The sequence below is a fragment of the Devosia sp. genome (assembly GCF_036563435.1).
Taxonomy (GTDB): domain Bacteria; phylum Pseudomonadota; class Alphaproteobacteria; order Rhizobiales; family Devosiaceae; genus Devosia.
Genome location: NZ_DATCMJ010000019.1, coordinates 51,056 through 72,916 on the forward strand (window position 1 = coordinate 51,056; position 21,861 = coordinate 72,916).

The 21,861-nt window shown below is 63.4% G+C and carries 21 protein-coding genes; 10 read left to right on the plus strand and 11 right to left on the minus strand.

Features of this window, described 5'->3' with window-relative positions; all coding sequences use genetic code 11:
* Positions 1-43: 43 nt before the first annotated feature.
* The 3 genes from phnN to VIL88_RS16810 are packed head-to-tail and all read right to left on the minus strand — an operon-like array spanning position 44 to position 2,440.
* On the minus strand, positions 44-613 hold the full coding sequence (gene phnN / locus VIL88_RS16800) for a phosphonate metabolism protein/1,5-bisphosphokinase (PRPP-forming) PhnN (protein ID WP_331990767.1): 570 nt from the start codon (positions 611-613) through the stop codon (positions 44-46).
* Positions 614-617: 4 nt separating this feature from the next.
* The gene (locus tag VIL88_RS16805; protein ID WP_331990768.1) at positions 618-1,751 is read right to left on the minus strand and encodes an alpha-D-ribose 1-methylphosphonate 5-triphosphate diphosphatase; all 1,134 of its coding nucleotides are present in this window, start codon (positions 1,749-1,751) and stop codon (positions 618-620) included.
* Positions 1,748-2,440: a DUF1045 domain-containing protein gene (locus tag VIL88_RS16810; RefSeq protein WP_331990769.1), complete on the minus strand. Its 693-nt coding sequence runs from the start codon at positions 2,438-2,440 to the stop codon at positions 1,748-1,750. The genes VIL88_RS16805 and VIL88_RS16810 overlap by 4 nt, the downstream gene beginning before the upstream one ends.
* A gap of 113 nt (positions 2,441-2,553) precedes the next feature.
* Between VIL88_RS16810 and VIL88_RS16815 the strand changes: the two genes are divergently transcribed.
* From VIL88_RS16815 to VIL88_RS16825, 3 genes are all read left to right on the plus strand, one after another.
* Positions 2,554-3,810, plus strand: coding sequence for a glycerate kinase (locus tag VIL88_RS16815; RefSeq protein WP_331990770.1), 1,257 nt, complete (start codon positions 2,554-2,556; stop codon positions 3,808-3,810).
* A gap of 9 nt (positions 3,811-3,819) precedes the next feature.
* On the plus strand, positions 3,820-4,164 hold the full coding sequence (locus tag VIL88_RS16820) for a VOC family protein (RefSeq protein WP_331990771.1): 345 nt from the start codon (positions 3,820-3,822) through the stop codon (positions 4,162-4,164).
* Between the two features lie 71 nt (positions 4,165-4,235).
* The gene (locus VIL88_RS16825; RefSeq protein ID WP_331990772.1) at positions 4,236-5,174 is read left to right on the plus strand and encodes a Gfo/Idh/MocA family oxidoreductase; all 939 of its coding nucleotides are present in this window, start codon (positions 4,236-4,238) and stop codon (positions 5,172-5,174) included.
* A 136-nt stretch (positions 5,175-5,310) separates the two neighbouring features.
* Here VIL88_RS16825 and VIL88_RS16830 read toward each other — a convergent pair whose 3' ends face one another.
* From VIL88_RS16830 to VIL88_RS16840, 3 genes are read right to left on the minus strand one after another with little or no spacing between them, the layout of a single operon-like run.
* Positions 5,311-6,249, minus strand: coding sequence for an aldo/keto reductase (locus tag VIL88_RS16830; protein WP_331990773.1), 939 nt, complete (start codon positions 6,247-6,249; stop codon positions 5,311-5,313).
* A 26-nt stretch (positions 6,250-6,275) separates the two neighbouring features.
* On the minus strand, positions 6,276-6,782 hold the full coding sequence (locus tag VIL88_RS16835; RefSeq protein WP_331990774.1) for a hypothetical protein: 507 nt from the start codon (positions 6,780-6,782) through the stop codon (positions 6,276-6,278).
* On the minus strand, positions 6,752-7,147 hold the full coding sequence (locus VIL88_RS16840) for a VOC family protein (RefSeq protein WP_331990775.1): 396 nt from the start codon (positions 7,145-7,147) through the stop codon (positions 6,752-6,754). Before VIL88_RS16840 ends, VIL88_RS16835 begins: the two co-directional genes overlap by 31 nt.
* A gap of 221 nt (positions 7,148-7,368) precedes the next feature.
* Here VIL88_RS16840 and VIL88_RS16845 point away from each other — a divergent pair, with 221 nt between their 5' ends.
* Genes VIL88_RS16845 through VIL88_RS16865 form a run of 5 tightly spaced genes read left to right on the plus strand, consistent with a single transcriptional unit; the run spans position 7,369 to position 12,611 of the window.
* Entirely contained in the window at positions 7,369-8,964 is a 1,596-nt protein-coding gene (locus tag VIL88_RS16845; RefSeq protein ID WP_331990776.1) for an ABC transporter substrate-binding protein, read from the plus strand.
* A gap of 54 nt (positions 8,965-9,018) precedes the next feature.
* Positions 9,019-10,026, plus strand: coding sequence for an ABC transporter permease subunit (locus VIL88_RS16850; RefSeq protein WP_331990777.1), 1,008 nt, complete (start codon positions 9,019-9,021; stop codon positions 10,024-10,026).
* Positions 10,026-10,934 carry an ABC transporter permease subunit gene (locus VIL88_RS16855; RefSeq protein ID WP_331990778.1) on the plus strand — a complete coding sequence of 303 codons (909 nt, stop codon included), beginning with the start codon at positions 10,026-10,028 and terminating at the stop codon, positions 10,932-10,934. Before VIL88_RS16850 ends, VIL88_RS16855 begins: the two co-directional genes overlap by 1 nt.
* 4 nt (positions 10,935-10,938) lie before the next feature.
* Positions 10,939-11,781, plus strand: coding sequence for an ABC transporter ATP-binding protein (locus VIL88_RS16860; protein WP_331990779.1), 843 nt, complete (start codon positions 10,939-10,941; stop codon positions 11,779-11,781).
* Positions 11,778-12,611, plus strand: a complete 834-nt coding sequence (locus tag VIL88_RS16865) for a dipeptide ABC transporter ATP-binding protein (RefSeq protein ID WP_331990780.1) — start codon at positions 11,778-11,780, stop codon at positions 12,609-12,611. Before VIL88_RS16860 ends, VIL88_RS16865 begins: the two co-directional genes overlap by 4 nt.
* A gap of 6 nt (positions 12,612-12,617) precedes the next feature.
* Here VIL88_RS16865 and VIL88_RS16870 read toward each other — a convergent pair whose 3' ends face one another.
* From VIL88_RS16870 to VIL88_RS16890, 5 genes are all read right to left on the minus strand, one after another.
* The gene (locus VIL88_RS16870; protein WP_331990781.1) at positions 12,618-13,652 is read right to left on the minus strand and encodes a Gfo/Idh/MocA family oxidoreductase; all 1,035 of its coding nucleotides are present in this window, start codon (positions 13,650-13,652) and stop codon (positions 12,618-12,620) included.
* Between the two features lie 60 nt (positions 13,653-13,712).
* Positions 13,713-16,379 (minus strand): bifunctional diguanylate cyclase/phosphodiesterase, encoded by a 2,667-nt coding sequence (locus tag VIL88_RS16875; RefSeq protein ID WP_331990782.1) that lies wholly within the window; start codon positions 16,377-16,379, stop codon positions 13,713-13,715.
* A 106-nt stretch (positions 16,380-16,485) separates the two neighbouring features.
* Positions 16,486-17,265 (minus strand): DeoR/GlpR family DNA-binding transcription regulator, encoded by a 780-nt coding sequence (locus VIL88_RS16880; RefSeq protein ID WP_414650159.1) that lies wholly within the window; start codon positions 17,263-17,265, stop codon positions 16,486-16,488.
* Positions 17,262-17,816 (minus strand): gamma carbonic anhydrase family protein, encoded by a 555-nt coding sequence (locus VIL88_RS16885; RefSeq protein ID WP_331990783.1) that lies wholly within the window; start codon positions 17,814-17,816, stop codon positions 17,262-17,264. Before VIL88_RS16885 ends, VIL88_RS16880 begins: the two co-directional genes overlap by 4 nt.
* A gap of 10 nt (positions 17,817-17,826) precedes the next feature.
* Positions 17,827-19,236, minus strand: a complete 1,410-nt coding sequence (locus VIL88_RS16890) for a protein adenylyltransferase SelO (protein ID WP_331990784.1) — start codon at positions 19,234-19,236, stop codon at positions 17,827-17,829.
* Between the two features lie 96 nt (positions 19,237-19,332).
* Here VIL88_RS16890 and VIL88_RS16895 point away from each other — a divergent pair, with 96 nt between their 5' ends.
* Positions 19,333-20,016: an HAD family phosphatase gene (locus VIL88_RS16895; RefSeq protein ID WP_331990785.1), complete on the plus strand. Its 684-nt coding sequence runs from the start codon at positions 19,333-19,335 to the stop codon at positions 20,014-20,016.
* A 403-nt stretch (positions 20,017-20,419) separates the two neighbouring features.
* Complete coding sequence (locus VIL88_RS16900; RefSeq protein ID WP_331990786.1) at positions 20,420-21,265, plus strand: cell wall hydrolase; 846 nt, start codon at positions 20,420-20,422, stop codon at positions 21,263-21,265.
* Positions 21,266-21,861 lie beyond the last annotated feature (596 nt).

Consider the following 21,861-nt stretch of genomic DNA (forward strand, 5'->3'; position numbering starts at 1 on the left):
TCAAGACCTAACGCCCTTGGCCGCGGTGAGTTCATAGCCTCCGCTATTCGCGCGCCGCAATGGCACGGAGAGCCATGACAAAGGCCGTTATGCCGATGGCAACAGATCCAGAATTGTCGATGATGATGGGATCCACGCCGGCGGGTACAGGTGCACTCTCGCGCGCCAGGCGGGCGGTGATCTGGTCGGCGTCCTCACGCCCGCGCGTCCGCAGTCGCTCGGCCCGGCGAGAGATCTCAGCCGTGATAAGCACCACCGAGCAGGAGGGATACTTTGCGCAAGCCTCCGCCACCACGTGGCGCGAGACATTGGCGACGACCACCTTGCCGAGCGTGACGTCGGTATCGACGCTGATCGGCAGGGCGTAGCGCAGGTCATGTGCCTCCCAGGAGAGAGCGAAGCGGCCTGTTGCCTCCATCTGGTCGAAGGTTTCCGGCTCGATGCTATCGTGCTCTTCGCCGGGCGAACCACTCGGCCGGGTGACCACGCGCCGGACGAAACTGAAGCGCTTGTCGTTTTCGAGCGCTTGGCGGGCGCCGCTGATCAGGGTGTCCTTGCCCACGCCCGAGGGGCCAACAACCAGAACCAGAGAACCGAGGGGTGCCCGTGCCATGCTCTCAGCTGACCCTATGTCCCTGGCGCCAAACGCCTTTGACGATCGGCCGATCGTCGACAACCTTGACGCGGACGAGGTCGGCGCGCTTGCCCGCTGCGATCTCGCCCCTGTCGTCGAGACCTGCGGCCTTGGCAGGGTTGCGGGTCACTGTAGCCAAGGCTTGCGGCAGGGTGAGGCCTTCGACGCGCTGCGGCAAGATGAAGGCGGCCTGCAGCAGGGCGAAGGGCACGTAGTCGGAACTGAGGATGTCGAGGAGCCCCGAACGCACCAGATCTGTTGCCGATATGTTACCAGAGTGTGAACGTCCGCGCACCACATTGGGCGCGCCCATGAGGATGGCTAAACCTGCGTCATGCGCGGCTGCAGCGGCCTCCAGCGTCGTGGGGAACTCGGAAATAACGACGCCGTCGCTAACACCTTCTTCGATATGTGCGATGGTTGCGTCATCGTGGCTCGCCATCGGCAGACGAAGGGCCTGTGCGCGGGCGACAAGGTCGCGCCGATTGGCGCTGGAATAGCGTTCGTGCTGCGCCAGCGCTTCGGCGACGTAGCGGTCTGCTTCGGCCTGGGTGCCTCCAAGCTGCTTCTTGTAAAAGAGCTTGTAGGTCTCCATGGAGGTGAACTGCCGCTGGCCCGGCGTGTGATCCATCAATGAGATGAGGCGGGTTGCCGGATGGCTTGCAAAGCTGTCGAACTGTTCCACCACGTCTGCCGTGGGCAATTCGCAACGCAGATGGATGAGATGGTCCGCGCGGAGCCAGCCATTCTGGCGTGCCTCGCCGATCGCGGTGACCAGATGGCCGGCATGTTCACGCATCTGCGGCATGTCCCGGTCGGAGCCGATGCGCACTGCATCGAAGACCGTGGTTATGCCCGATCCGGCGACCTGCACGTCATGCGCGTGAAGCGCCGAAGCGGGGTCCCAGAACACACCCGGGCGCGGCCGGTAATGGGTTTCGAGGTGATCGGTATGCAGCTCGATCAGGCCGGGGATCAGGTAGTCTCCCTCGAGGTCTTCGCCCGCCCGGCTGTCCGATGCGACCTCTGCGAGGAGGCCATCGCGGATAAGCACGCTGCCCACGACGACGTCGTCTGCAAGAACGACACGGGCATTGCGGAAGACCTGTTCGCTCATCCGGGCTGGCCCAGCTTGAAATCGGCAAGGCGGCGGAACGGCTTGCCCGTGTCGGGCTCATGGAACAGCGACAGGCGGTCAAACAGCAGGGGTTCTTCCAGGACGGGCCCGAACCAGGTGGCCGCCGCCTGCATCACCTCCTGCTCATCCTCGCCCGCCAGGCGGTCCGTTAGCGTCATGTGGAACCGGAACTCTTCGAACACATAAGGGTAGCCATAGGCGTCGAGTAGCTCGAGCTGACGCTCGCTGAGCCCTTGGGCCCGCTTTGCCCGGTCCTTCACCGACAAGGGCGCGCGGAAGCGCTCGAAGTCTTCGACGACATGGGCGGCAAAATCCTGCAGCTGCTCATGCTCGCCATCCAGGACCAGCGCGAGGAACCCGTGGAGCGATGCAAGCTTCAGCTGGCCAAGGCTGAACGGCTGGTGGCGGCCGGCGAACTCTGCCAGCGCCTCCTGGAGGTCAGCCTGTGTCGTTCCATCGGCCAGCAGCATGGGCGCCTTGATGGTGGCGTGGAAGCCATAGCGGTTGGCCGATTGCGTCAAGTTCAGCAGCCGGTCCCGGTCGATCCCGGCGACGGGTCCGCTGAACAGGTCACCGTCGGCGGCATCGCGGCCGAGCCAGGTGGCGGCACGTTCCCATAGATTGCTGGTGGCGGAAGGGGCGAAGTAGATCGCGAATCGTTCAGTCATCAAAGCTCCTGCCCAGCCACTAGGCGGACTCTGCGCCAGTATTTTGACACCTGTCCAGCCTGCCTGATGCTCGCTAACCTCGCGGCACCAGAATCGCAAGCCGAGAGAAAACCATGACTCGCGACCTGCTCGAAGAGATGTTCCGCGTGGCCGTGGCGCAGGCGCAGCCGGCGCTGGCCGTTCGGCAGCATCTGCCGGCGAGGCCCGAAGGTCGGACGGTTGTGGTCGGCGCCGGCAAGGCATCCGCCCAGATGGCGCGCGCTTTCGAAGAAGCTTGGGACGGCCCGCTGTCGGGGCTGGTGGTGACCCGCTATGGCTATGCCGAGCCGTGCCAGCGCATCGAGATTGTCGAGGCCGCCCATCCCGTGCCGGACGAGGCCGGGTTCCTCGCCGCACGGCGCATCATGGAGACCGTCTCCGGCTTGGGGCCGGACGACCTCGTCGTGGCGCTGATCTCGGGCGGCGGCTCGGCCTTGCTGCCTGCCCCGGCTGCTGGTCTGACGCTCCTGGATGAGCAGGCGATCAACCAAGCGCTGCTCGCGTCCGGGGCGCCGATTTCGGTGATGAACCTCATCCGGAACCAGTTCTCCGCCATCAAGGGCGGGCGGCTGGCTCGTCAGGCCGCTCCGGCGCGGGTCGCGACCCTCATTGTTTCCGACGTTCCCGGCGACGATCCGGCGCTCGTTGCCTCCGGACCAACCATTCCCCTTTCGGGGACCAGAGAACTCGCGCGTAAATATGCGAGTCTCTACCGCCTCGACCTGCCTCCGCATGCGCGTGCCATGCTCGAAGGCGATGACAATCCCGCGCCGGAACCGGGCGAGGCCGTCTTTGCCTCGAACACGGTCACAACCATCGCTTCGGCAGCAATTTCCCTCGAGGCTGCAGCTGATCTGGCGCGCCGGCAGGGCATAGAGGCAGCCATTCTTTCCGACTCCATCGAGGGCGAAGCGCGGGACGTGGCGCAGGTAATGGCAGCCTTGGCGCGTGAGATCGCATATCGCAACCGTCCCTTTCCCAAGCCAGTGGTGTTGCTTTCTGGTGGTGAAACCACTGTGACCTTGCGTGGCACAGGCGGGCGAGGGGGGCGCAACAGCGAATTCCTGCTTGCCCTCGCCCTGGCGCTGGAAGGCGTGGAAGGCGTTTCTGCTCTCGCCGCGGATACCGACGGGATCGATGGCTCGGAGCAAAACGCCGGCGCCTATGCCGATGGCACAACGGCAACGCGGCTCCGCCGTGCCGGGCATGATCCCCTCGCACTCCTTGCCGGCAACGATGCTTGGACGGCTTTCAACGCCCTGGGAGACCTTGTCGTGACCGGACCAACCGGCACCAACGTGAACGACTTTCGTGCGATCCTGATCAGGTAGGAGAGGCAAATGGCCAAGGCAGTCGGCATAGGCGGCGTATTCTTCCGAGCACATGACCCCAAGGCGCTCAGCCAATGGTACCAGCAGCACCTGGGCGTCGCCGATTTCTGGAACCAGGAAGCTGGTGCCACGGTGTTTGCGCCGTTCAAGCAAGACAGCGACTACTTCCCCGCAGATCGCCAGTGGATGATCAACTTCCGGGTGGATGACCTCCAAGGCCTGCTGGTGCAGTTGCGCGCTGCCGGGATCGCCGCGGAGACGCGGGCTGAGTGGGACACGCCCGAAACCGGCACCTTTGCCCGCATCCATGATCCGGAAGGCAATCCGATCGAGCTGTGGCAGCCGCCAGAATAATCATACAATTTCGCTTGGCAGAGTGGTGTCGGCTCTGTTTTATACGCCTCACTTTTCAGGGAGAGCCATCCATGGCCAAACGCAGGATCGCCGTCATCGGTTTGGGCAAGATCGCGCAGGACCAGCACTTGCCGGTGATCGACGCATCCAGCGAGTTCGAGGTGGCGGCGACGGTGTCGACCCGAGGCCTCGCCCATAACGGGCTGCCCGTCTTCAAGACCCCCAGCGAACTTTATGCGGCCATGCCGGACATCGAGGTCGTCTCCATCTGCACGCCACCCGGTATCCGCCACCAATATGTCCGAGAGGCGCTTGAAGCGGGCAAGGACGTGATGATGGAAAAGCCGCCTACCACCACGATCTCCGAACTCGACGACCTGATCGACTATGCGAAGCGGCTTGATCGCGTCCTCTACCAGACCTGGCACTCGCAGTGGAATCCGGCTGTGGATCGCACCAAGGCGATCCTCGCCGAACAGGGGGTCAAGTCGCTGCGCATCGACTGGCGCGAAAGCGTGCGCAAGTGGCATCCGGGACAGGATTGGGTTTGGGAGCCAGGCGGCTTCGGCGTTTGTGACCCGGGCATCAACGCCTTTTCGATCTTCACCAAGATCATGCCTTTCCCGGCCTTCGTGGAAAGCGCCAGGCTTGTCTTCCCCGCCAACCGGCAGACGCCGGTCGATGTGGAGATTGCTTTCAAGTCAGGCCAGTTGCACCAGCCCAAGCTGTCCGCTGGTTTTAACTGGCTCGAAGAGAGCGGCGAGATCTGGACCTTCACGATCGAGACTGGAACGGGCGACCGTCTCAAGCTCGAAAGCGGCGGCCGCCGGCTCCTCGTCAATGACCAGATGGTGCTCGAGCATGGCGACGGCGAATACGCAGCCATGTATGAGCACTTTGCCGATCTTCTTGATCGGCACGAAAGCGACGTTGACGCCGCTCCGCTGCGATTAATGAGCGACGTCTTCCTGATGGGCGCGCGGGAAAACGGGCCGGAGTTCGAGTGGTAGCCCGGCGCATTCTCTCGGTTTGATGCCGCCCGCGACATGAGGGAATCGTGTTTCGCCAGCTGTTCGCCCATGTAAAAACTCTCGGGTCGAGCCCGAGGGTGAAGGCTGGTGATCAGAAAGGCAGGGGCAAGGCGCCCTACTTTCCGGCGTCCGTCAGGAGACGGAGATCTTCGTCGCTGAGCTTGAGCCGTACGCCCTTGGCCAGGCTCTGAACCTGCTCGACCGAGGTGGCTGAGGCGATCGGCGCACTGACACCCGGCTGTGCTACGAGCCAGGCTAGCGAAACTTCGGCGGGCGTTGCATCATTGGCTTTGGCGACCTGATCAAGCGCGGCAAGGATGCGCTCGCCCTTGCTGTCGAGATACCGTTCGATGCCGCCGCCGCGCGGCGATTTGCCGAAGTCGGCTTTTGAGCGGTACTTGCCCGTGAGGAAGCCCGAGGCCAGGCTGTAATAGACGACCGTGCCGATTTCCTCGCTGGTGACGACCTCGTGCAAGGCTTCGAACTCGGCGCGGTCATAGAGGTTGAAGCGCGGCTGCAGCACTTCATAGCGGGGTAGCGACTTGATCACCGCAGTTTCGTTGGCCGCCTTGACCATCTCGGCAGTATAGTTGGACGCGCCAATGACGCGCACGCGTCCCGATCGGACCAGGGGGTCATAGGCACCCAGCGTTTCCTCGTGCTCCGCCTCCGGATCGGGCCAGTGGCTGAAGTAAAGATCGACATAATCGGTCTGCAGCCGCTGCAGCGAAGCCTCGATGCCCTTGCTGACCGCTTCTGCCTTGAGGCCGCCCCGCTTGTTGGCCGAGTTGACCTTGGTAAAGATATGCACCTTGTCGCGGTTGCCGCGCGCCTTGAGCCACTTGCCGATGATGGTCTCGCTCATGCCCGGCGGGTTGCCGGGTACCCAGTTGGGATAGCCTTCCGCGGTATCGATGGCGGTGAAGCCGGCGTCTACATAGGCATCGAGAATGTCGAAGCCCTGCTTTTCGTCCACCGTCCAGCCGAAGACGTTGCCGCCCAGCACCAAGGGTTCAATGACGAGTTCACTGCGTCCGAGGGGACGACGGTCCATAATGCTTCTCCATGGCTGTGTCCGAGCTAAACGCCGGGCTCTGCGATCGGTTCAGCCTGTGGCACGCGGGGTGCGCAAAAGGCCAGCGCCTGGTTGATGGCATAGAGCGATCCATCCAGGCCTATATAGGCAAAGCTGCCATATTGATCGTTTTCGTGCCGGAGGTAGATAAAGGTACCCTGCCGGATCCGCTCGAGCAGCCACTCGGCGCGTTCCACGAAGCGACCCCCATAGGGCGCTTCGGATGCTTCCGCCGTGAAGCTGGCGTTTTCCCGATCGAGGGTCATCTGCCAGGCGCCGAGCTTGTCGGGGCGGCTGGTATGGACGTGGATGCCCACAGAGAAGTCGTCTTCGCAGCGCACGGCGAGGCAGGTATAGCTTTGGGGCGTCGCATCCCGGTCACAGCCAAGCGTGGCGCGATCCCCTTCCCCGGGCAGTGGCGAATATTGCCAGCCCGCCTGCTGCGCGGCGACAGGTGAGGCGGCGATGGCCAGCGCCAGGATTATCCCTTCGCGGGTTCGATGAGGTCCCATTTGTTTCCGTAAAGGTCTTCGAACACGGCGACGGAGCCATAAGGTTCGTGCCGCGGCGCTTCGAGGAAGGTCACGCCGCGGCTGATCATGGCAGCATGGTCACGGGCGAAGTTGCTGGTCTGGAGAAAGAACATGACCCGACCGCCGCCCTGGTTGCCGACGCGGGCACTCTGTTCGACACCATCCGCCTGGGCAAGCAGAAGTTGCGCGCCAGCTTGTCCCGCCGGTGCGACCAGCACCCAGCGCTTGCCGCCGCCGAGTTCAGTATCGGTGACCAGGTTGAAGCCGAGTTTATCGCAGTAGAAGCTTATGGCCTCGTCATAGTCGGCAACGACGAGGGATACGGTGGCAATCGATTGGGTCATGCGAACATGGACCACCACTGCAGGTCACTGGTCAAGCAGCCGGTTACGAGCGAACGGATCGTTTGGAAACCGTCCAATCCTGTGGAAGGACGTTTCAGCTGTCATCAGATTGACCAAATGGTCAAACTCACCCATTGCACTCCCCTAGATTCTAGGCTTTGTTGGCGCCCAAGCCCCGGTCGGCAACCGGGTGCGCATAAGAAATTCGGGAGACAACAAACATGAAGTTGATGAAAACGCTTCTGGCGGCAACCGCCATGATGGCCCTGGCGGCCGGCGCTGCCCAGGCCAAGCAACTGGTATTCTGCTCGGAAGCTTCGCCCGCTCACTTCGATCCAGGTCCGACCACCGGCGGCAACGACTTCGACGCCTCCGCCCACACCATGTATGATGGCCTTGCCGCCTTCGTTCCGGGCAGCACCGACGTCGAACCCGGCCTCGCCGAAAGCTGGGAAGTGTCCGAGGACGGCCTCGAGATCACCTTCAAGCTGCGTTCGGGCGTCAAGTTCCACACCCAGCCCTATTTCACGCCCACGCGTGACTTCAACGCCGACGACGTGATCTTCTCCTTCGAGCGCCAGTACAAGGAAGACAATCCGTACTTCGCTTATCTGGCCAACCTGACCTGGGACTACTACCAGGGCATGGACATGCCGCGCTACGTCAAGGAAATCGTCAAGGTGGACGACCTGACGGTCAAGTTCGTCCTGAGCGAGCCCAACGCGCCGATGATCGCGAACCTCGCAATGCCGTTCGGTTCGATCGTCTCCAAGGAATATGCCGACCAGCTCGCCGCTGCCGGCACGCCCGAGTTGCTGTCGACCCAGCCGATCGGCACCGGCCCATTCAAGTTCGTGGACTACCAGCTCGACTCCGTCATCCGCTATGCCGCCAACGATGAATACTGGGGTGAGCGTCCCAAGATCGACGACCTGATCTTTGCCATCACGCCCGACCAGTCGGTGCGTGCGCAGAAGCTGATCGCCGGCGAATGCGACATCATCCCGTACCCGGCGCCAGCCGACGTCGAGATGCTCCAGGCCAACGAGAACATCACCGTTCTCGAGCAGGAAGGCCTCAACATCGGCTACATGTCCTATAACGTGACCGAGCCGCCGTTCGACAACGTCAAGGTGCGCAAGGCGCTCTCGATGGCCATCGACAAGCAGGCCATCGTCGATGCCGTCTACCAGGGTGCCGGCCAGGTCGCCAAGAACCTGATCCCGCCCACCATGTGGTCCTATAACGACGCCATCGAAGACGATACCTATGACGTCGAAGGCGCCAAGGCCCTGCTGGCCGAAGCCGGTGTCACCGAGCTGACTACCGACCTCTGGGCCATGCCGGTTTCGCGTCCCTACAACCCGAACGCCCAGCGCGTCGCCGAAATGATCCAGGCCGACTGGGCTGCCATCGGCGTCACGGCCAACATCGTGACCTACGAATGGACCGAGTACCGCGAGCGCGGCAAGGCGGAAGACCGCAAGGGTCCGTTCCAGATCGGCTGGACCGGCGACAATGGTGATCCGGACAACTTCTTTGCCACCCTCTTCTCCTGCTCGGCCATCGGCGTTTCCAATTACTCGTCCTGGTGCAATGAAGAGTTCGAAGACCTGATCCAGAAGGCCAAGGTCACCAGCGATCCGGAAGAACGCACTGCGCTTTATGAAAAGGCCCAGGAAATCTTCAAGGCGGAAGAGCCGGCCCTGACCCTTGCTCACTCCAAGGTCTTCGTGCCGATGAACAAGCGCGTCACCGGCTTCGTTCAGAGCCCCCTCGGCGACCACGTCTTCGACAACGTCGACGTCACCGAATAATTAGTCTAGGAGGCGCCGGGCTCCAGTCCGGCGTCTCCCCTCAAGAAGCAGCCAATGATTTCCTTCATTCTCCGCAAGTTGCTGCTGATCGTGCCGACCGTCATCGGTATCTCGATCTGCGCCTTTGCCTTTGTCCGGCTGCTGCCGGGCGACCCTATTCTTGCCATGGCTGGCGAACACGGCGTGACGCCTGAGCGCTACGAAGTCCTCAAGGAAGCGTTCGGCTACAACCTGCCGATCTGGCAACAATATCTCAATTACCTGGGTTCGGTGCTGACCGGCGACTTCGGCGTGTCGCTGGGGACCAAGCGTCCTGTGCTCAATGAATTTCTCGTCCTGTTCCCGGCAACGGTTGAACTGGCGCTTTTTGCGATCATCCTCGCCACTGCCGTTGGCGTTCCGGCCGGCGTCCTCGCTGCCGTCAAGCGCGGCTCCTGGCTGGACCAGGCCACCATGGGTGTGGCCCTCACTGGTTATTCCATGCCCATCTTCTGGTGGGGCCTGCTGCTGATCATGTTCTTTTCCAGCTATCTTGGCTGGACTCCGGTTTCGGGCCGCATTGCGCTGAGCTTCTTCCTGCGCCCGATCACTGGCTTCATGACCATCGACAGCCTGCTTTATGGCAACTGGCCGGCCTTTGTGTCGGCGCTGCGCCATCTGATCCTGCCCACCGTCGTGCTCGCGACCATTCCGCTGGCGGTGATTGCCCGCCAGACCCGCTCGGCCATGCTCGAGGTGCTGGGTGAAGACTATGTGCGCACGGCCCGGGCCAAGGGGCTGACGCCCAAGCGCGTCATCAACGTGCATGCCCTTCGCAATGCCCTGATCCCGGTGATCACGACGATTGGCCTGCAGATCGGCGCGCTGATGGCCGGCGCCATCCTGACCGAGACGATCTTTTCCTGGCCGGGCATCGGCAAGTGGATGATCGAATCCATTCTCAAGCGCGACTATCCCGTGGTCCAGAGCGGACTGCTGCTGATCGCGCTCATAATCATGGCGGTCAACCTGATCGTCGACGTTCTTTACGCGGTCATCAACCCGCGCATACGGGTGCGATGATGACGGACACCACCAACCAGACGATCCCCAAGGCAGAAGGCGCGCGCCGGGCGGCGCTGGCCGAATTCTGGCACTACTTCTCGATGAACCGCGGAGCCGTCATCGGTCTCGCGGTGGTTGCCATCTTCATCGTGCTGGCGGTTCTGGCGCCCTGGATCGCCCCGTACGCGCCGGAACAGCAGTTCCGCGGCTTCGACAAGCTGCCGCCCTCCTGGATGAATGGCGGCAACCCCGCCTATTTCCTCGGCACCGATGAAGTTGGCCGCGACATCCTTTCGCGCCTGATCCATGGCGCACGCTATTCGCTGACCATCGGCCTTGTCGTGGTGTCCATTGCAGCGGTCGTCGGCATCATCCTTGGGCTGCTCGCCGGTTACTTCCGCGGCTGGGTGGATGTCGTGATCATGCGCGTCATGGACATCATCCTGGCCTTCCCGTCCCTGCTGCTGGCCCTGGTGCTGGTGGCGATCCTCGGGCCCGGTCTCGTCAATGCCATGCTGGCCATCGCCCTGGTGCTGCAGCCCCACTTTGCCCGCTTGGTGCGTGCGTCGGTGATGGCCGAGACCAACCGCGAATACGTGACCTCGGCGAAGATGGCCGGTGCCGGCCACCTGCGCCTGATGCTGGTGACGGTCTTGCCGAACTGCCTCGGTCCGCTGATCGTGCAGGCGACGCTGTCCTTCTCCAACGCCATCCTCGACGCTGCAGCCCTGGGCTTCCTCGGCATGGGTGCGCAGCCGCCCACGCCGGAATGGGGCACCATGCTGGCCAAGGGCCGCGAATTCATCAGCAGCGCCCCCTGGATCGTGACCTTCCCGGGTCTGGCGATCCTGGTCACAGTGCTTGCCATCAACCTGATCGGCGACGGCCTGCGCGACGCGCTCGACCCCAAGCTCAAGAGGAGCTGAGTTCATGGCCCTGCTTGAAATCAGAAACCTCACCGTCTCCTTCGATACCTCAGTCGGCCTGTTCAAGGCCGTAGACGGCATCGATGTTTCGGTCGACGCCCGGGAAGTTCTCGCCATCGTGGGCGAAAGCGGGTCGGGCAAGTCCGTGGCCATGCTCGCCGTGATGGGCCTCCTGCCCAAGACAGCGACGGTGACGGCCGACAAGATGGAGTTCGAGGGCAAGAACCTCCTGACCATGAGTGCGCAGGAAAAGCGGCGCATCATCGGCAAGGAGATCGCCATGATCTTCCAGGAACCGGTGGCGAGCCTCAATCCCTGCTTCACCATCGGCTTCCAGATCGAGGAAGTGCTCAACCGCCACATGGGCCTGCGCGGCAAGGCGGCCCGCGACCGTGCGGTCGAACTGCTGCGGCTCGTGGGCATCAGGGATGGTGCCGAGCGTCTTGGTGCCTTTCCGCACCAGATGTCGGGCGGGCAGTGCCAGCGCGTGATGATCGCCATTGCCCTGGCGTGCAGCCCCAAGCTGCTGATTGCCGACGAGCCGACCACGGCCCTTGACGTGACCATCCAGAAGCAGATCCTTGACCTTCTGGTGCGGCTGCAGGCCGAAACGGGGATGGGTCTCATCATGATCACCCATGACATGGGTGTCGTAGCCGAGACCGCCGACCGCGTGATCGTGCAGTACAAGGGTCACAAGATGGAGGAAGCGGACGTGCTGACCCTCTTCGAGAACCCCAAGTCCAACTATACGCGCGCCCTCCTGTCGGCCTTGCCGGAAAATGCCGTGGGCGATCGCCTGCCGACCGTGTCCGACTTCAACTTTGCCGACGAGATTGCCCGATGAGCACGCCAGTCCTCGAAGTGCGCAATCTCAAGCGCGACTATGTCAGCGGCGGTGGCCTCTTCCGCCCCGCCAAGGTGGTGCATGCGGTGAAGGGCGTGAACTTCAAGCTCGAAAAGGGCAAGACCCTGGCCGTGGTGGGCGAAAGCGGCTGCGGCAAGTCGACCCTGGCGCGCATGATCACGCTGATTGACCAGCAGACCTCGGGCGAAATCCTGATCGACGGCGAGAAGGTGGACAAGAGCCAGGGCGTCACCAAGGCAATGCGCCAGAAGGTGCAGATCGTCTTCCAGAACCCCTATGGCTCGCTCAACCCGCGCCAGAAGATCGGCGACGTGCTGGCCGAACCGCTTTTGCTCAACACCGATATGTCGGCTGCCGAGCGGCGGGAAAAGGCCATGCAGATGCTGGTCAAGGTGGGCCTGGGTCCCGAGCACTATAACCGCTACCCGCACATGTTCTCGGGCGGCCAGCGGCAGCGGATCGCCATTGCCCGTGCACTGATGCTCAATCCAAGCTTCCTGGTGCTCGACGAGCCGGTGTCGGCGCTCGACCTTTCGGTTCAAGCGCAGATCCTCAACCTGCTCAAGGACCTGCAGGACGAGTTCCAGCTGACCTATGTCTTCATCAGCCACGATCTGAGCGTGGTGCGCTATATCGCCGACGAAGTCATGGTCATGTATTTCGGCGATGTGGTGGAGCACGGCACCCGCGATGCGGTGTTCAGCCATCCCCAGCACGAATACACCCGCACGCTCTTTGCCGCGACGCCCAATTCGAGCGTCGAAAGCATACGTGCCCGCCTCGCCAAGAAGGCCGCGGCAGCGGCCTGACAGCGTCTAGGGAAGGACGACGCGCCGTCCTTCCCCCGCCGACCGTACCATGGCATCGATCAGCCGGTGAACGCGAAGCGCCGTGTGCCCGGTGCTGAGCGGGGCGCGGCCTTGGCGCACCGCCTGCACGAAGTCTGCGATCTGTGCTGCATGCCAGTCGAAGGGGAAGGCCATCGGGTCTGCGCCGCTACCGCCCTGGCTGGCTTCGCCGATGGCAATGGTCTCTCCCGCCATGGTCTGGATGGTGAGGTTGCCCGCCGTCAGCGTGGCCGTGGCGGTGCTGAAGTTGATGGTGAGGCTTTCCGGACCGCCCGGGAAGCTGGCTGTGGTCGCAGTTACGGCACCGACGGCGCCGCTGGCAAATTCGAGCCCTGCGGAAACGAAGTCCTCTGTTTCCATGCGGTGGAGCCGCGTGGTTTTGGCCATGGCCGTCACGGCCGATACCTCGCCGCAGAGGCTGAGCATCAGATCGAGCGAGTGGATCGCCTGGGTGATCAGCACGCCGCCGCCATCCTGCGCCAGCGTGCCGCGCCCGGGTTGATCGTAGTAGCTCTGCGGCCGCCACCAGGGAACGAAGAGGGTTACCGCATCAATCCGTCCGAATCGCTCTTCCTCGACGGCCTCGGCGAGGTAGCGCGAGGCCTGGCGGAAGCGATGCTGGAAGATGACGCCCAATGTGATGCCGGCACCATCGGCTATGTCGACGATGCGTTCGGCGGCGGCGAGCGTGCGCTCGACCGGCTTTTCCAGCAGCACGTGCTTGCCCGCAGCGGCGGCGTCGCGCACGATACTCTCGCGCGCATTGGGTGGCGTCAGCACAAGCAGGGCATCTATGCGCGGGTCGGCGAGCAGAGCCTCGAGGCTTTCGGCTTCGCTGAAGCCGTAGGTCTGGCAGAACTGCCGGCGCTGCTCACTATCGCGCCGGAAGACGCCCACCACTTCGATCGTGTCGCTGAGCGACTGGAGCGCCAGCGCATGGGGCTTGGCCCCCATCCCGGCGCCCACGACACCAATCCCGAAGCGAGTGTTTTTGTCTGCCATTATAGAGGTCCTCCGCTGGGCGGGCATAAAGCCATGGCAGAGGAGATTTGAGAAGGCGCCTCAGGACGCCTTGAACCAGGCCCGGTTGGCAAGGAAGGTCTCGAGATCGGCCGCGCTCAGTGGCCGCGACAGGGCATAGCCCTGAAGAATGTCGCAGCCCAGTTCGCGCAGAATTGCGGCGTGTTCCATGGTCTCGACGCCTTCGGCGACCACTTCGATGCCCATGGACTTGCCGATATCGACGATGGAAGCCAGGAGCTGGCGCTGTGCCGGGTCGCGCAGGATCGGGTCGACCAGTTGCCGGTCGATCTTGAGTCGCTTGGGCCTCAGCTTTTGCAGCGACACGATGGAGGCATAGCCGGTGCCGAAATCGTCGATTTCGACATCGATGCCTAGCTCCTTGATGCGGTCGATGTTCCAGGCGACGAGGGCATTGCTTTCGTCGAGATAGATGGATTCCACCAGTTCGAAGGCGATGCGGCCGCGTTCGATGTCGAGCTCCATCAGTCCCTCGATCAGCCCCTCGTCATGGAGGCGGCGGTGCGAGACATTGACCGAGGCGCGCGGTACGGCGAGCCCCATGGTATCCCAACGGGCGAGGGCCGCCAGCGCCTGGGAGAGGACGAGGCGGTCGAGCGCTGCCACGACGTTGAGTTCTTCGGCAATCGGCAGGAAGGTGTCGGGGGTCTTGATCCCCTCCTGCGGGTGGTTCCAGCGGGCCAGGGCCTCGACGCCGACAACCTCCAGCGTCCTGGCGTCGAACTGCGGCTGGTACCAGGCGACGAATTCATCACGCTCGAGGCCGTTGAGGATCTCGTCGGCCACGCGCTTGGTTTTGACGACTTCCGCCTGGAGCGCCTCGGAGAAGAATTCGTAGCGGTTTCGCCCCTGGCCCTTGGCACGGTAAAGAGCGATGTCTGCGTTGATCAGGAGGCGCTGGATATCGAGCGCCTCGCCATGGGCCGCGGCAATGCCGATGCTGACGCCGAAGCGGCATTCATGCCCCTCATAGGTCACGGGCTGGCGCATCTGAACGACGATGCGTTCGGCCAGTTCGGCCAGATAGGCATCACCCTGTTCGGCCGAGGTCAGCACCACGAACTCGTCGCCACCGATGCGGGCGATGAAGTCTTCTGCGCTGCAGGTGTCCTGTAGCACGGCGCTGGCATGAATCAGCATGGCGTCGCCCGCCGCATGGCCCAACGTGTCATTGATCTGCTTGAAGCGATCGAGATCGACATGCAGCATGGCCATGCTACCGGTGCCGCGGAAGCCGGTTGCCGACTCCCGCCGCAGCATCTCGTCAAGATAGCGCCGGTTGGGGAGGCCGGTGAGGCTATCGTGGAGGGCATTATGCTCGATCCGGATGCGCGCCGCTTCCAGTTCACGGTTGCGCGCCTCGGTCAGAAGGGTTGCCTGGCGCAACTCTTCATTGAGCACCACGTCGGCGGTGACGTCCCAGTTGACCCCGATCACGCGGTCGGGGGCGCCGGGTTCGTTGAAGAGCGCTGCCATGGAGCGGACATGCCGGATTGCGCCGTCGGAGAGCAGCACCCGGTACTCCGAAATGTAATGGCCGGTCGCAATCATGCTGCGGAAGGCGGCCTCGGCGCGCTCCTGGTCATCGGGGTGGACGACGGCCTTCCAGTGATCATGGCTCCGTTCGCCGCCGTCTGCGGGCAGGCCATAAAGTTCGTTGGTGCGATCATCCCAAGTTTCCGCGCCGGTCGCCAGATCCATTTCCCAGACGCCCACCTTTGAGACGTCCAGAGCCAAGGCAAGGCGGCGGGAGAGGCGAGCGAGTTCCTTTTCGCGCTGACCACTATCGCGTAGATGCGCCTGGCGCTCGACCATCAGGCGGCCGGTAATGACGATCGGCAGGAGAATGAGCCCGCCCGCAAGCAACATGGCGGCGCGTAGGAGCCAGACATTGCCTTGGGCCGCTTCCCAGCCACCCTTGGGAACCGCCGCAATCTCCCAGCTACCCGAAGGTAGGATAATGGATGCCCTGACCGGATCCTGCTTGTTGAGCTCGGGCCCGAAGAATCGGGTGGAGGGGAGCCCCTTGGTATCCTGAACAGAAATCGAGAACTCGATGCCGGTTTCTGCCGTGAGCAGCCCGCTATCGGCATAAAGGCGGTTGACGTCGATCACCGCCGAAACAACACCCCAGAATTCCCGACCGGCGGCGCCGTCGGTATAGACCGGAAAACGGCCGACGAAGCCGCGGCCACCCTGCACAAGATCGAAGGGCCCGGCCAGTACCAGCCTGCCGCTGTCGCGCGCGCGCATCACCGAACCGCGCTGGGCCGCATTGGTGCGGTAATCGAGCCCCAGCACCCGTTCGTTGCCTGCTAGAGGATGGATCATGCTGACGACGAGGTCCGGTGCCGCAGCGATTGTCAGGAGTTGGCTTTGCTCCTCGAAGACATTGGTGGCAAGGGCGGAAAACCGGGCCTGATCCATGCCTGGTTCGGTGGCAATCGTGGAGACGAGGCCGCGAACCAGCTGGATATTGCCGTTGATGTGGCCCTCGAGCTTGGCGCGGATCAGCGAGACCTGATCCATCACCGCCGCGCGGGCGCGCTGGTGGTTGAGGACGGAGTTCTGCCGGTCCAGGAAAACGCCGCCCACGACCAGAACGCAAAGCGCCAGCAACGCCGGCAGCAGGACCGGGCGCAGCCAGCTGTGTTTTCCGTCTTTGCGATGTCTTGTCTTGCTACTCAAGTATCCGCCAGTGCCGACGCCCCTATGCCCGGCAGCCCATACTGCTTCAGCAGGGTTTATGTATGCCTTATCCGGAGCGGGACGTGGATAAGTGGTTAGTGCTCGATTAATCTTCTGGCGGCTTTTCGATCTCGATTAGGGCGACGCCGGCCTTAACGCAGAGGTCACGAAACGTGTCGGACGGGCAGCGTTCGGTCACGAAGGTGCCGATCTGGTCGATCCGGGCAATGCGCACCGGTGCCGAACGGGCGAACTTGCCGCTGTCGGCAACAAGGATCACGTGGCGGGCATTGGCGATGATGGACTGCGCGACCTTGACCTCGCGATAGTCGTAGTCGAGCAGCGCTCCCTCTTCGTCCAGCGCCGAGGCACCGATCACCGCGTAGTCGACCTTGAAGCGGGAAAAGAAATCGGCTGCCGCCTCGCCGACGATGCCTCCGTCGGAGGGGCGGACGATGCCGCCGGCAATGACCACTTCGAAGCGCGGATAGATGCGCATGCGGTTGGCGACGTTGATGTTATTGGTGACCACCAGGAGCCCGTCATGGTCCAGCAGCGCCTGGCTGACCGCTTCGGTCGTGGTGCCGATATTGATAAAGAGCGAGGCGTCGTTGGGGATGAGCGCAGCTGCGGCCTTGCCGATCGCTTCCTTGGCGGAGGCGGCGATACGGCGGCGCGCTTCGTATTCGAGGTTTTCCACGCCGGAGGGCAGGGTGGCGCCGCCATGGATGCGGGTCAGCAGGCGCTGCTCGCAAAGGATGTTGAGATCCTTGCGGATGGTTTGCACCGAGACGCCGAAATGGGTCGCCAGCGCATCGACGGTGAGGCGGTTGTGCTGGCGCGCCAGTTCAATGATGGCACGATGGCGTTCGGCCCCCTCGATCATGCCGGGTCGAAATCCGCCGGACTGGCCGTGGCCGGCGTCATGCCCCTGGCAAAGCGCCGGGCATTGCGCACATAGCGCTCGGCGGAGGCGGCGAGGGAAGCGACGCCTTGCTCGTCGATGCTCCGTACCACCTTGCCGGGTGCGCCTAGCACCATGGAGTTGTTGGGAATGACCTTGTTCTCGGTAACGAGAGCATTGGCGCCGATCAGGCAGTTCTTCCCGATCTGAGCTCCGTTGAGAATGGTCGCGCCCATGCCGATCAGCGTGTTGTCGCCGATGGTGCAGCCATGAACGATGGCGCCGTGGCCGATGGTGACGTTGTTGCCGATCACTAGCGGATAACCGGTATCGGTGTGGAGGATGCAGTTTTCCTGCACATTGGTGCGGGCGCCGATGCTGATGCGCTCGATATCGCCCCGCGCCACCACGCCGAACCAGAGGCCGGCTTCGGCACCCACCACCACATCGCCCACCAGCACGGCGGTGGGTGCAATCCAGCCGACGTCAGGGTCAATGGATGGAGCGGTGCCGTCCAGGGCGTAGATGGGCATGGCCGTGTCCTCAGGGTGTGACACCATAGGCTTGCCGCATCTGCGCGATTTCCGCCAGTGTGTCGTGGAACCCCGTCCAGTCGTCGCGCTCCGCAATCGGCGCCCAGATGGCTTCCACCTCTTCGATCAGCATGGTGCGCGGCTTGGAGCGGCTGAAATAGGGGTGCGATAGGTTAAGGTCCCCGGCCGGAGCGTAACGCTCGAGCCCGTCGGCCACCGGGCGGAAGCTCTCGCGGGCATAAAGGCCGGCCGATGGACTGGCCGCGGCGCGGCCGGCGCTCTGCACGCCTCCGCGCCAGTCGAAGAAGAACTGTTCATAGGGCGCCTGGCTCTCGGCAAGGAAACCGAACAGCGCCGTCACGAAGCCGCCGTCGGTTTCAGTGTCCTGCGGTTCAAGACCCAGGCGGCGGAGGATCTGGCGGGGCAGTTCGGCCCGGAAGGCTGGCCAGACGGTGTTGAGCGCCGGCTCCAGGGCTTCGACGCTGGTCAGCGGCAGAAAGCATTCGGCGAGACGCGTCAGGTTCCAGGCCAGGGTATCGGGCTGGTTGCCGAAGCTATAAAGCCCCGTCTGGTCGAAATAGGCGGCGGTGAAGGCGGGGTCGTAGGTAGGGAGGAAGCGCCAGGGGCCGTAGTCGAAGCTTTCCCCGGTGATGTTGATGTTGTCGGTATTGAGCACGCCATGAACAAAGCCCGCCGCGGTCCATTGCGCCCCAAGCTGCGCGACCTTTCCTACAATGGCTTCAAGCAGGGCGGCCGGCCCGTCCGGTGCCGAAGCCAGTTCGGGGTAGTAGGTGGCAATGGCATATTCGACCAGGTGCCTGAGGCTCTCGTGGTCCTCGAGATAGGCGAGGCGCTGGAAGGTGCCGATGCGAAGGTGGCTGTGGCTGAGCCGCACCAGCACCGACGAACGCGTCGGCGACGGCTCGTCGCCGCGATCGAGTTCCTCGCCGGTTTCGATGAGCGAAAAACTCTTGGACGTATAGACGCCGAGCGCCTCGAGCATTTCGGTAGCCAGCACCTCGCGGACCCCGCCCTTGAGCGTGAGCCGGCCGTCGCCACCGCGCGACCAGGGGGTGCGCCCCGATCCCTTGGTGCCGAAATCGAGCAGACGACCATCCTCAAGGTCATAGCCCTGGGCGAAAAGGAAGCCGCGGCCGTCACCCAGGTCGGGATTGTAGCTGCGGAACTGATGCCCGTGGTAGCGCAGCGCCAGCGGCTCGGGCAGCGAGCCGGACAGGGGCGTGAAACGCCCGAAATGGCTGATCCACTGCTCGTCGGAAAGATCGTCGAGTCCCATGCGCCGCGCCCAGCGCTGATCGCGATGGCGCAGGATGGTCTGGGGGAAGTCGGCGGGCCGGACCGGGTCAAAGAACTCGGCGCCGAGGGCGAGGTGCTGCTGTGCGGGCTTGAAACTGCTCATGCTCTCATAACGCCTACTCGGCCATGCTGTTGCTGCAGGCCTGCAAGGGTAACACACGCCTAGCGCCTGTGGACAAATCGCCCTATATCGAGCCAGATGACAAGCTCCAGCGACATCCTGCACATCGCCCCTTTCGAAGCCGCAATCTTCGACATGGACGGCACGCTGCTCGATACCGAGAGCGTGTTCCGCACCATCGTCTTTGAAGTCTGCACCGAGCTCGGCTTCGAGATGACCGACGAGGTGCATATGTCCATGGTGGGCGGCAGTCATGAGCGCACGAGCCAGCTGCTGATCGAGGCCTATGGGGTGAGCTTTCCCTATACGCTGTTCGACGAGCGCTGCCGCTTCATCATGCGCGAACGCAGCCATGGCGGCGTTCCGGTCAAGGCCGGTGCGCGGGAACTGGTGACCGAACTGCGCGAGCGGGGGATTCCCACCGCCGTCGCCACCTCGTCCCGCAACCCTCATGCCCAGCACCACCTGACGGCGGCCGGTCTCTTCGACCTCTTCGACACCATCGTCACCCGTGACGACGTGGTTCATCCCAAGCCGCATCCCGAGCCCTATCTCACCGCGGCGAGGCGCCTGGGCATCGAGCCGACCCGGTGTCTTGCGCTCGAGGATAGCCATGCCGGCGTGCGCGCCGCGCATGCCGCGGGCATGCAGACGGTGATGGTGCCCGACCTTGTCCATCCGAGCGAGGAAATCCGCGCCCTCGGCATTGCCGTGATGGAAAGCCTCGACCACGTGCGCCACGCCGCCTTCCCGCGGCGCTAGATCCTCCGTCTCCAGTCTGACGCTTGTCCGGGCGCCGCGCGCGTCCGGCTGCTCCCGCTTAATTGGCAGCGGGTGACGATCGCGTTATCCGTAAACTTTTACGGAACCCATGAACCGGCACTTCACCACGCGGCAAGTGCAGGAAAATATTGGGTTTTCTTTCTCTCCTTGCTCGATTAACCCTGTCTTAACTCGCTAACCGCTATGGTTAAACAGTCGTAAATTTCGTCTTCCCTCCGCTGCACAGCTTGGATAATGTGCCGCCGGGAATGACGAGGGACCTGCAACGACAGGTCCAATGAAGGCCCGCCGGATATGGCTGGACGGGCTCAGGGGCAAGGACGGGGCATTGGGGAAGAGCTGGCGGAATATTGCTGTGCGCGCGGTTTCGCATGCGTTCGCATTGAGTGCCGTTGCACTCGTTCTGTTCATCACTCTTGTTCCCGTTCATGCCGAAACGCTGCGCGTCGCCGACGTGACCCCGCTTCCGGTTCCCGCCGATCTTGTTCAGCTGCGCGCCCAGCCGCCCATCGGCCCGACCATGGTCGGCGTCGCCCCCGGCCAGCAGAAGCTGACTGCGACGCTCCTGGCCAACTATGTGGAGCGCCAGAACCAGCTGCGCGCCTTCGACGTGCTGAGCTACGAGCGCCCGACCGAACTTACCGCTGACGTTTTGATGGGCTATATTGCCCGCAACTCGGCCGAAGGTAACAGCGCCGTTTCCGCCATTGCCAGCCTTGCCGGCGGCTCCAGTAAGCCCGAACCCGCTCTCAACCCGTCCATGCTGGCGGCCTATGTGGAAACGAGCTTTGAGCCGCTGGAAAAGCGCGTCCAGCACGCCAATGCCGAACGCGACTGTCTGGCACAGGCCATCTACCACGAGGCGCGCGGCGAAAGCGAAGCGGGCCAGCTGGCCGTGGCCAATGTCATCGTCAACCGCGCCCGTTCCGGCAAGTTCCCGTCCACCTTGTGCGGCGTGATCTACCAGAATGCCGAAAAGGGCCGCTATCGCTGCCAGTTCACCTTTGCCTGCGACGGCCGCAGCGATACGCCGGGTGAGCGCCGCGCCTGGGCCCGTTCGGCCGATCTGGCCCAGACGGTTTATGCCGAATTCGCCACCGGCGAACAGGTGGGCGCCGTTCCCGGTTCCACCCTTTACTATCACACCAAGGCGGTGAGCCCGTCTTGGTCCAATACCTATAATGCCGTCGCCTCGATCGGCTCGCATATCTTCTATTCGCCCAACTGAGGCGCCCCTCATCCCCTTAGTCGTGACGTGCCAAGGCGCCGCCTGAAACGCGGTTGTCTCGTGACGAGCGGACCCCGAGGCTGCAACCGCCTCTGAGTTTGTTTGTAGTGAGACGGAAGCCGCCCCGGGGTCACCGATTTTACGTCGGATCACGGGACTCGCGCCGCCCCAACGCTCGCGGGGTCAGCGGCCCATGTCTCGGCGCGAGCAAAGGGCCACGATCTTGCCCCCTCGTTCGGCGTCTCCCCGGCTGCTGGTCGCTGCAGCACCGCTCGCATTCCGGGTCGATGGGGGCAGTATGCGCCGGCGTGGAGGGGGTGGGGATAAGTTTGTGCGGTGGAAAGGGTCGACTGCGGGGGAGGTGGGTGTGGGGGGCGGTCGCTGGACGACGGCCTGTTTCACCGGCGTCACCCTCGGTCGCTTGATTGCGGACCATCCCACTGGGCGTCACCCTCGGGCTTGACCCGAGGGGACTGTACTTGGGGGAGCAAAGGGAAGTGAAGAGCCCTCGGGTCAGGCCCGAGGGTGACATGTGGTGTGTGGGAGCCATCGGGTCGAGCCCGAGGGTGACGCCTTGTGGGTGAAGGGCTCTCGGG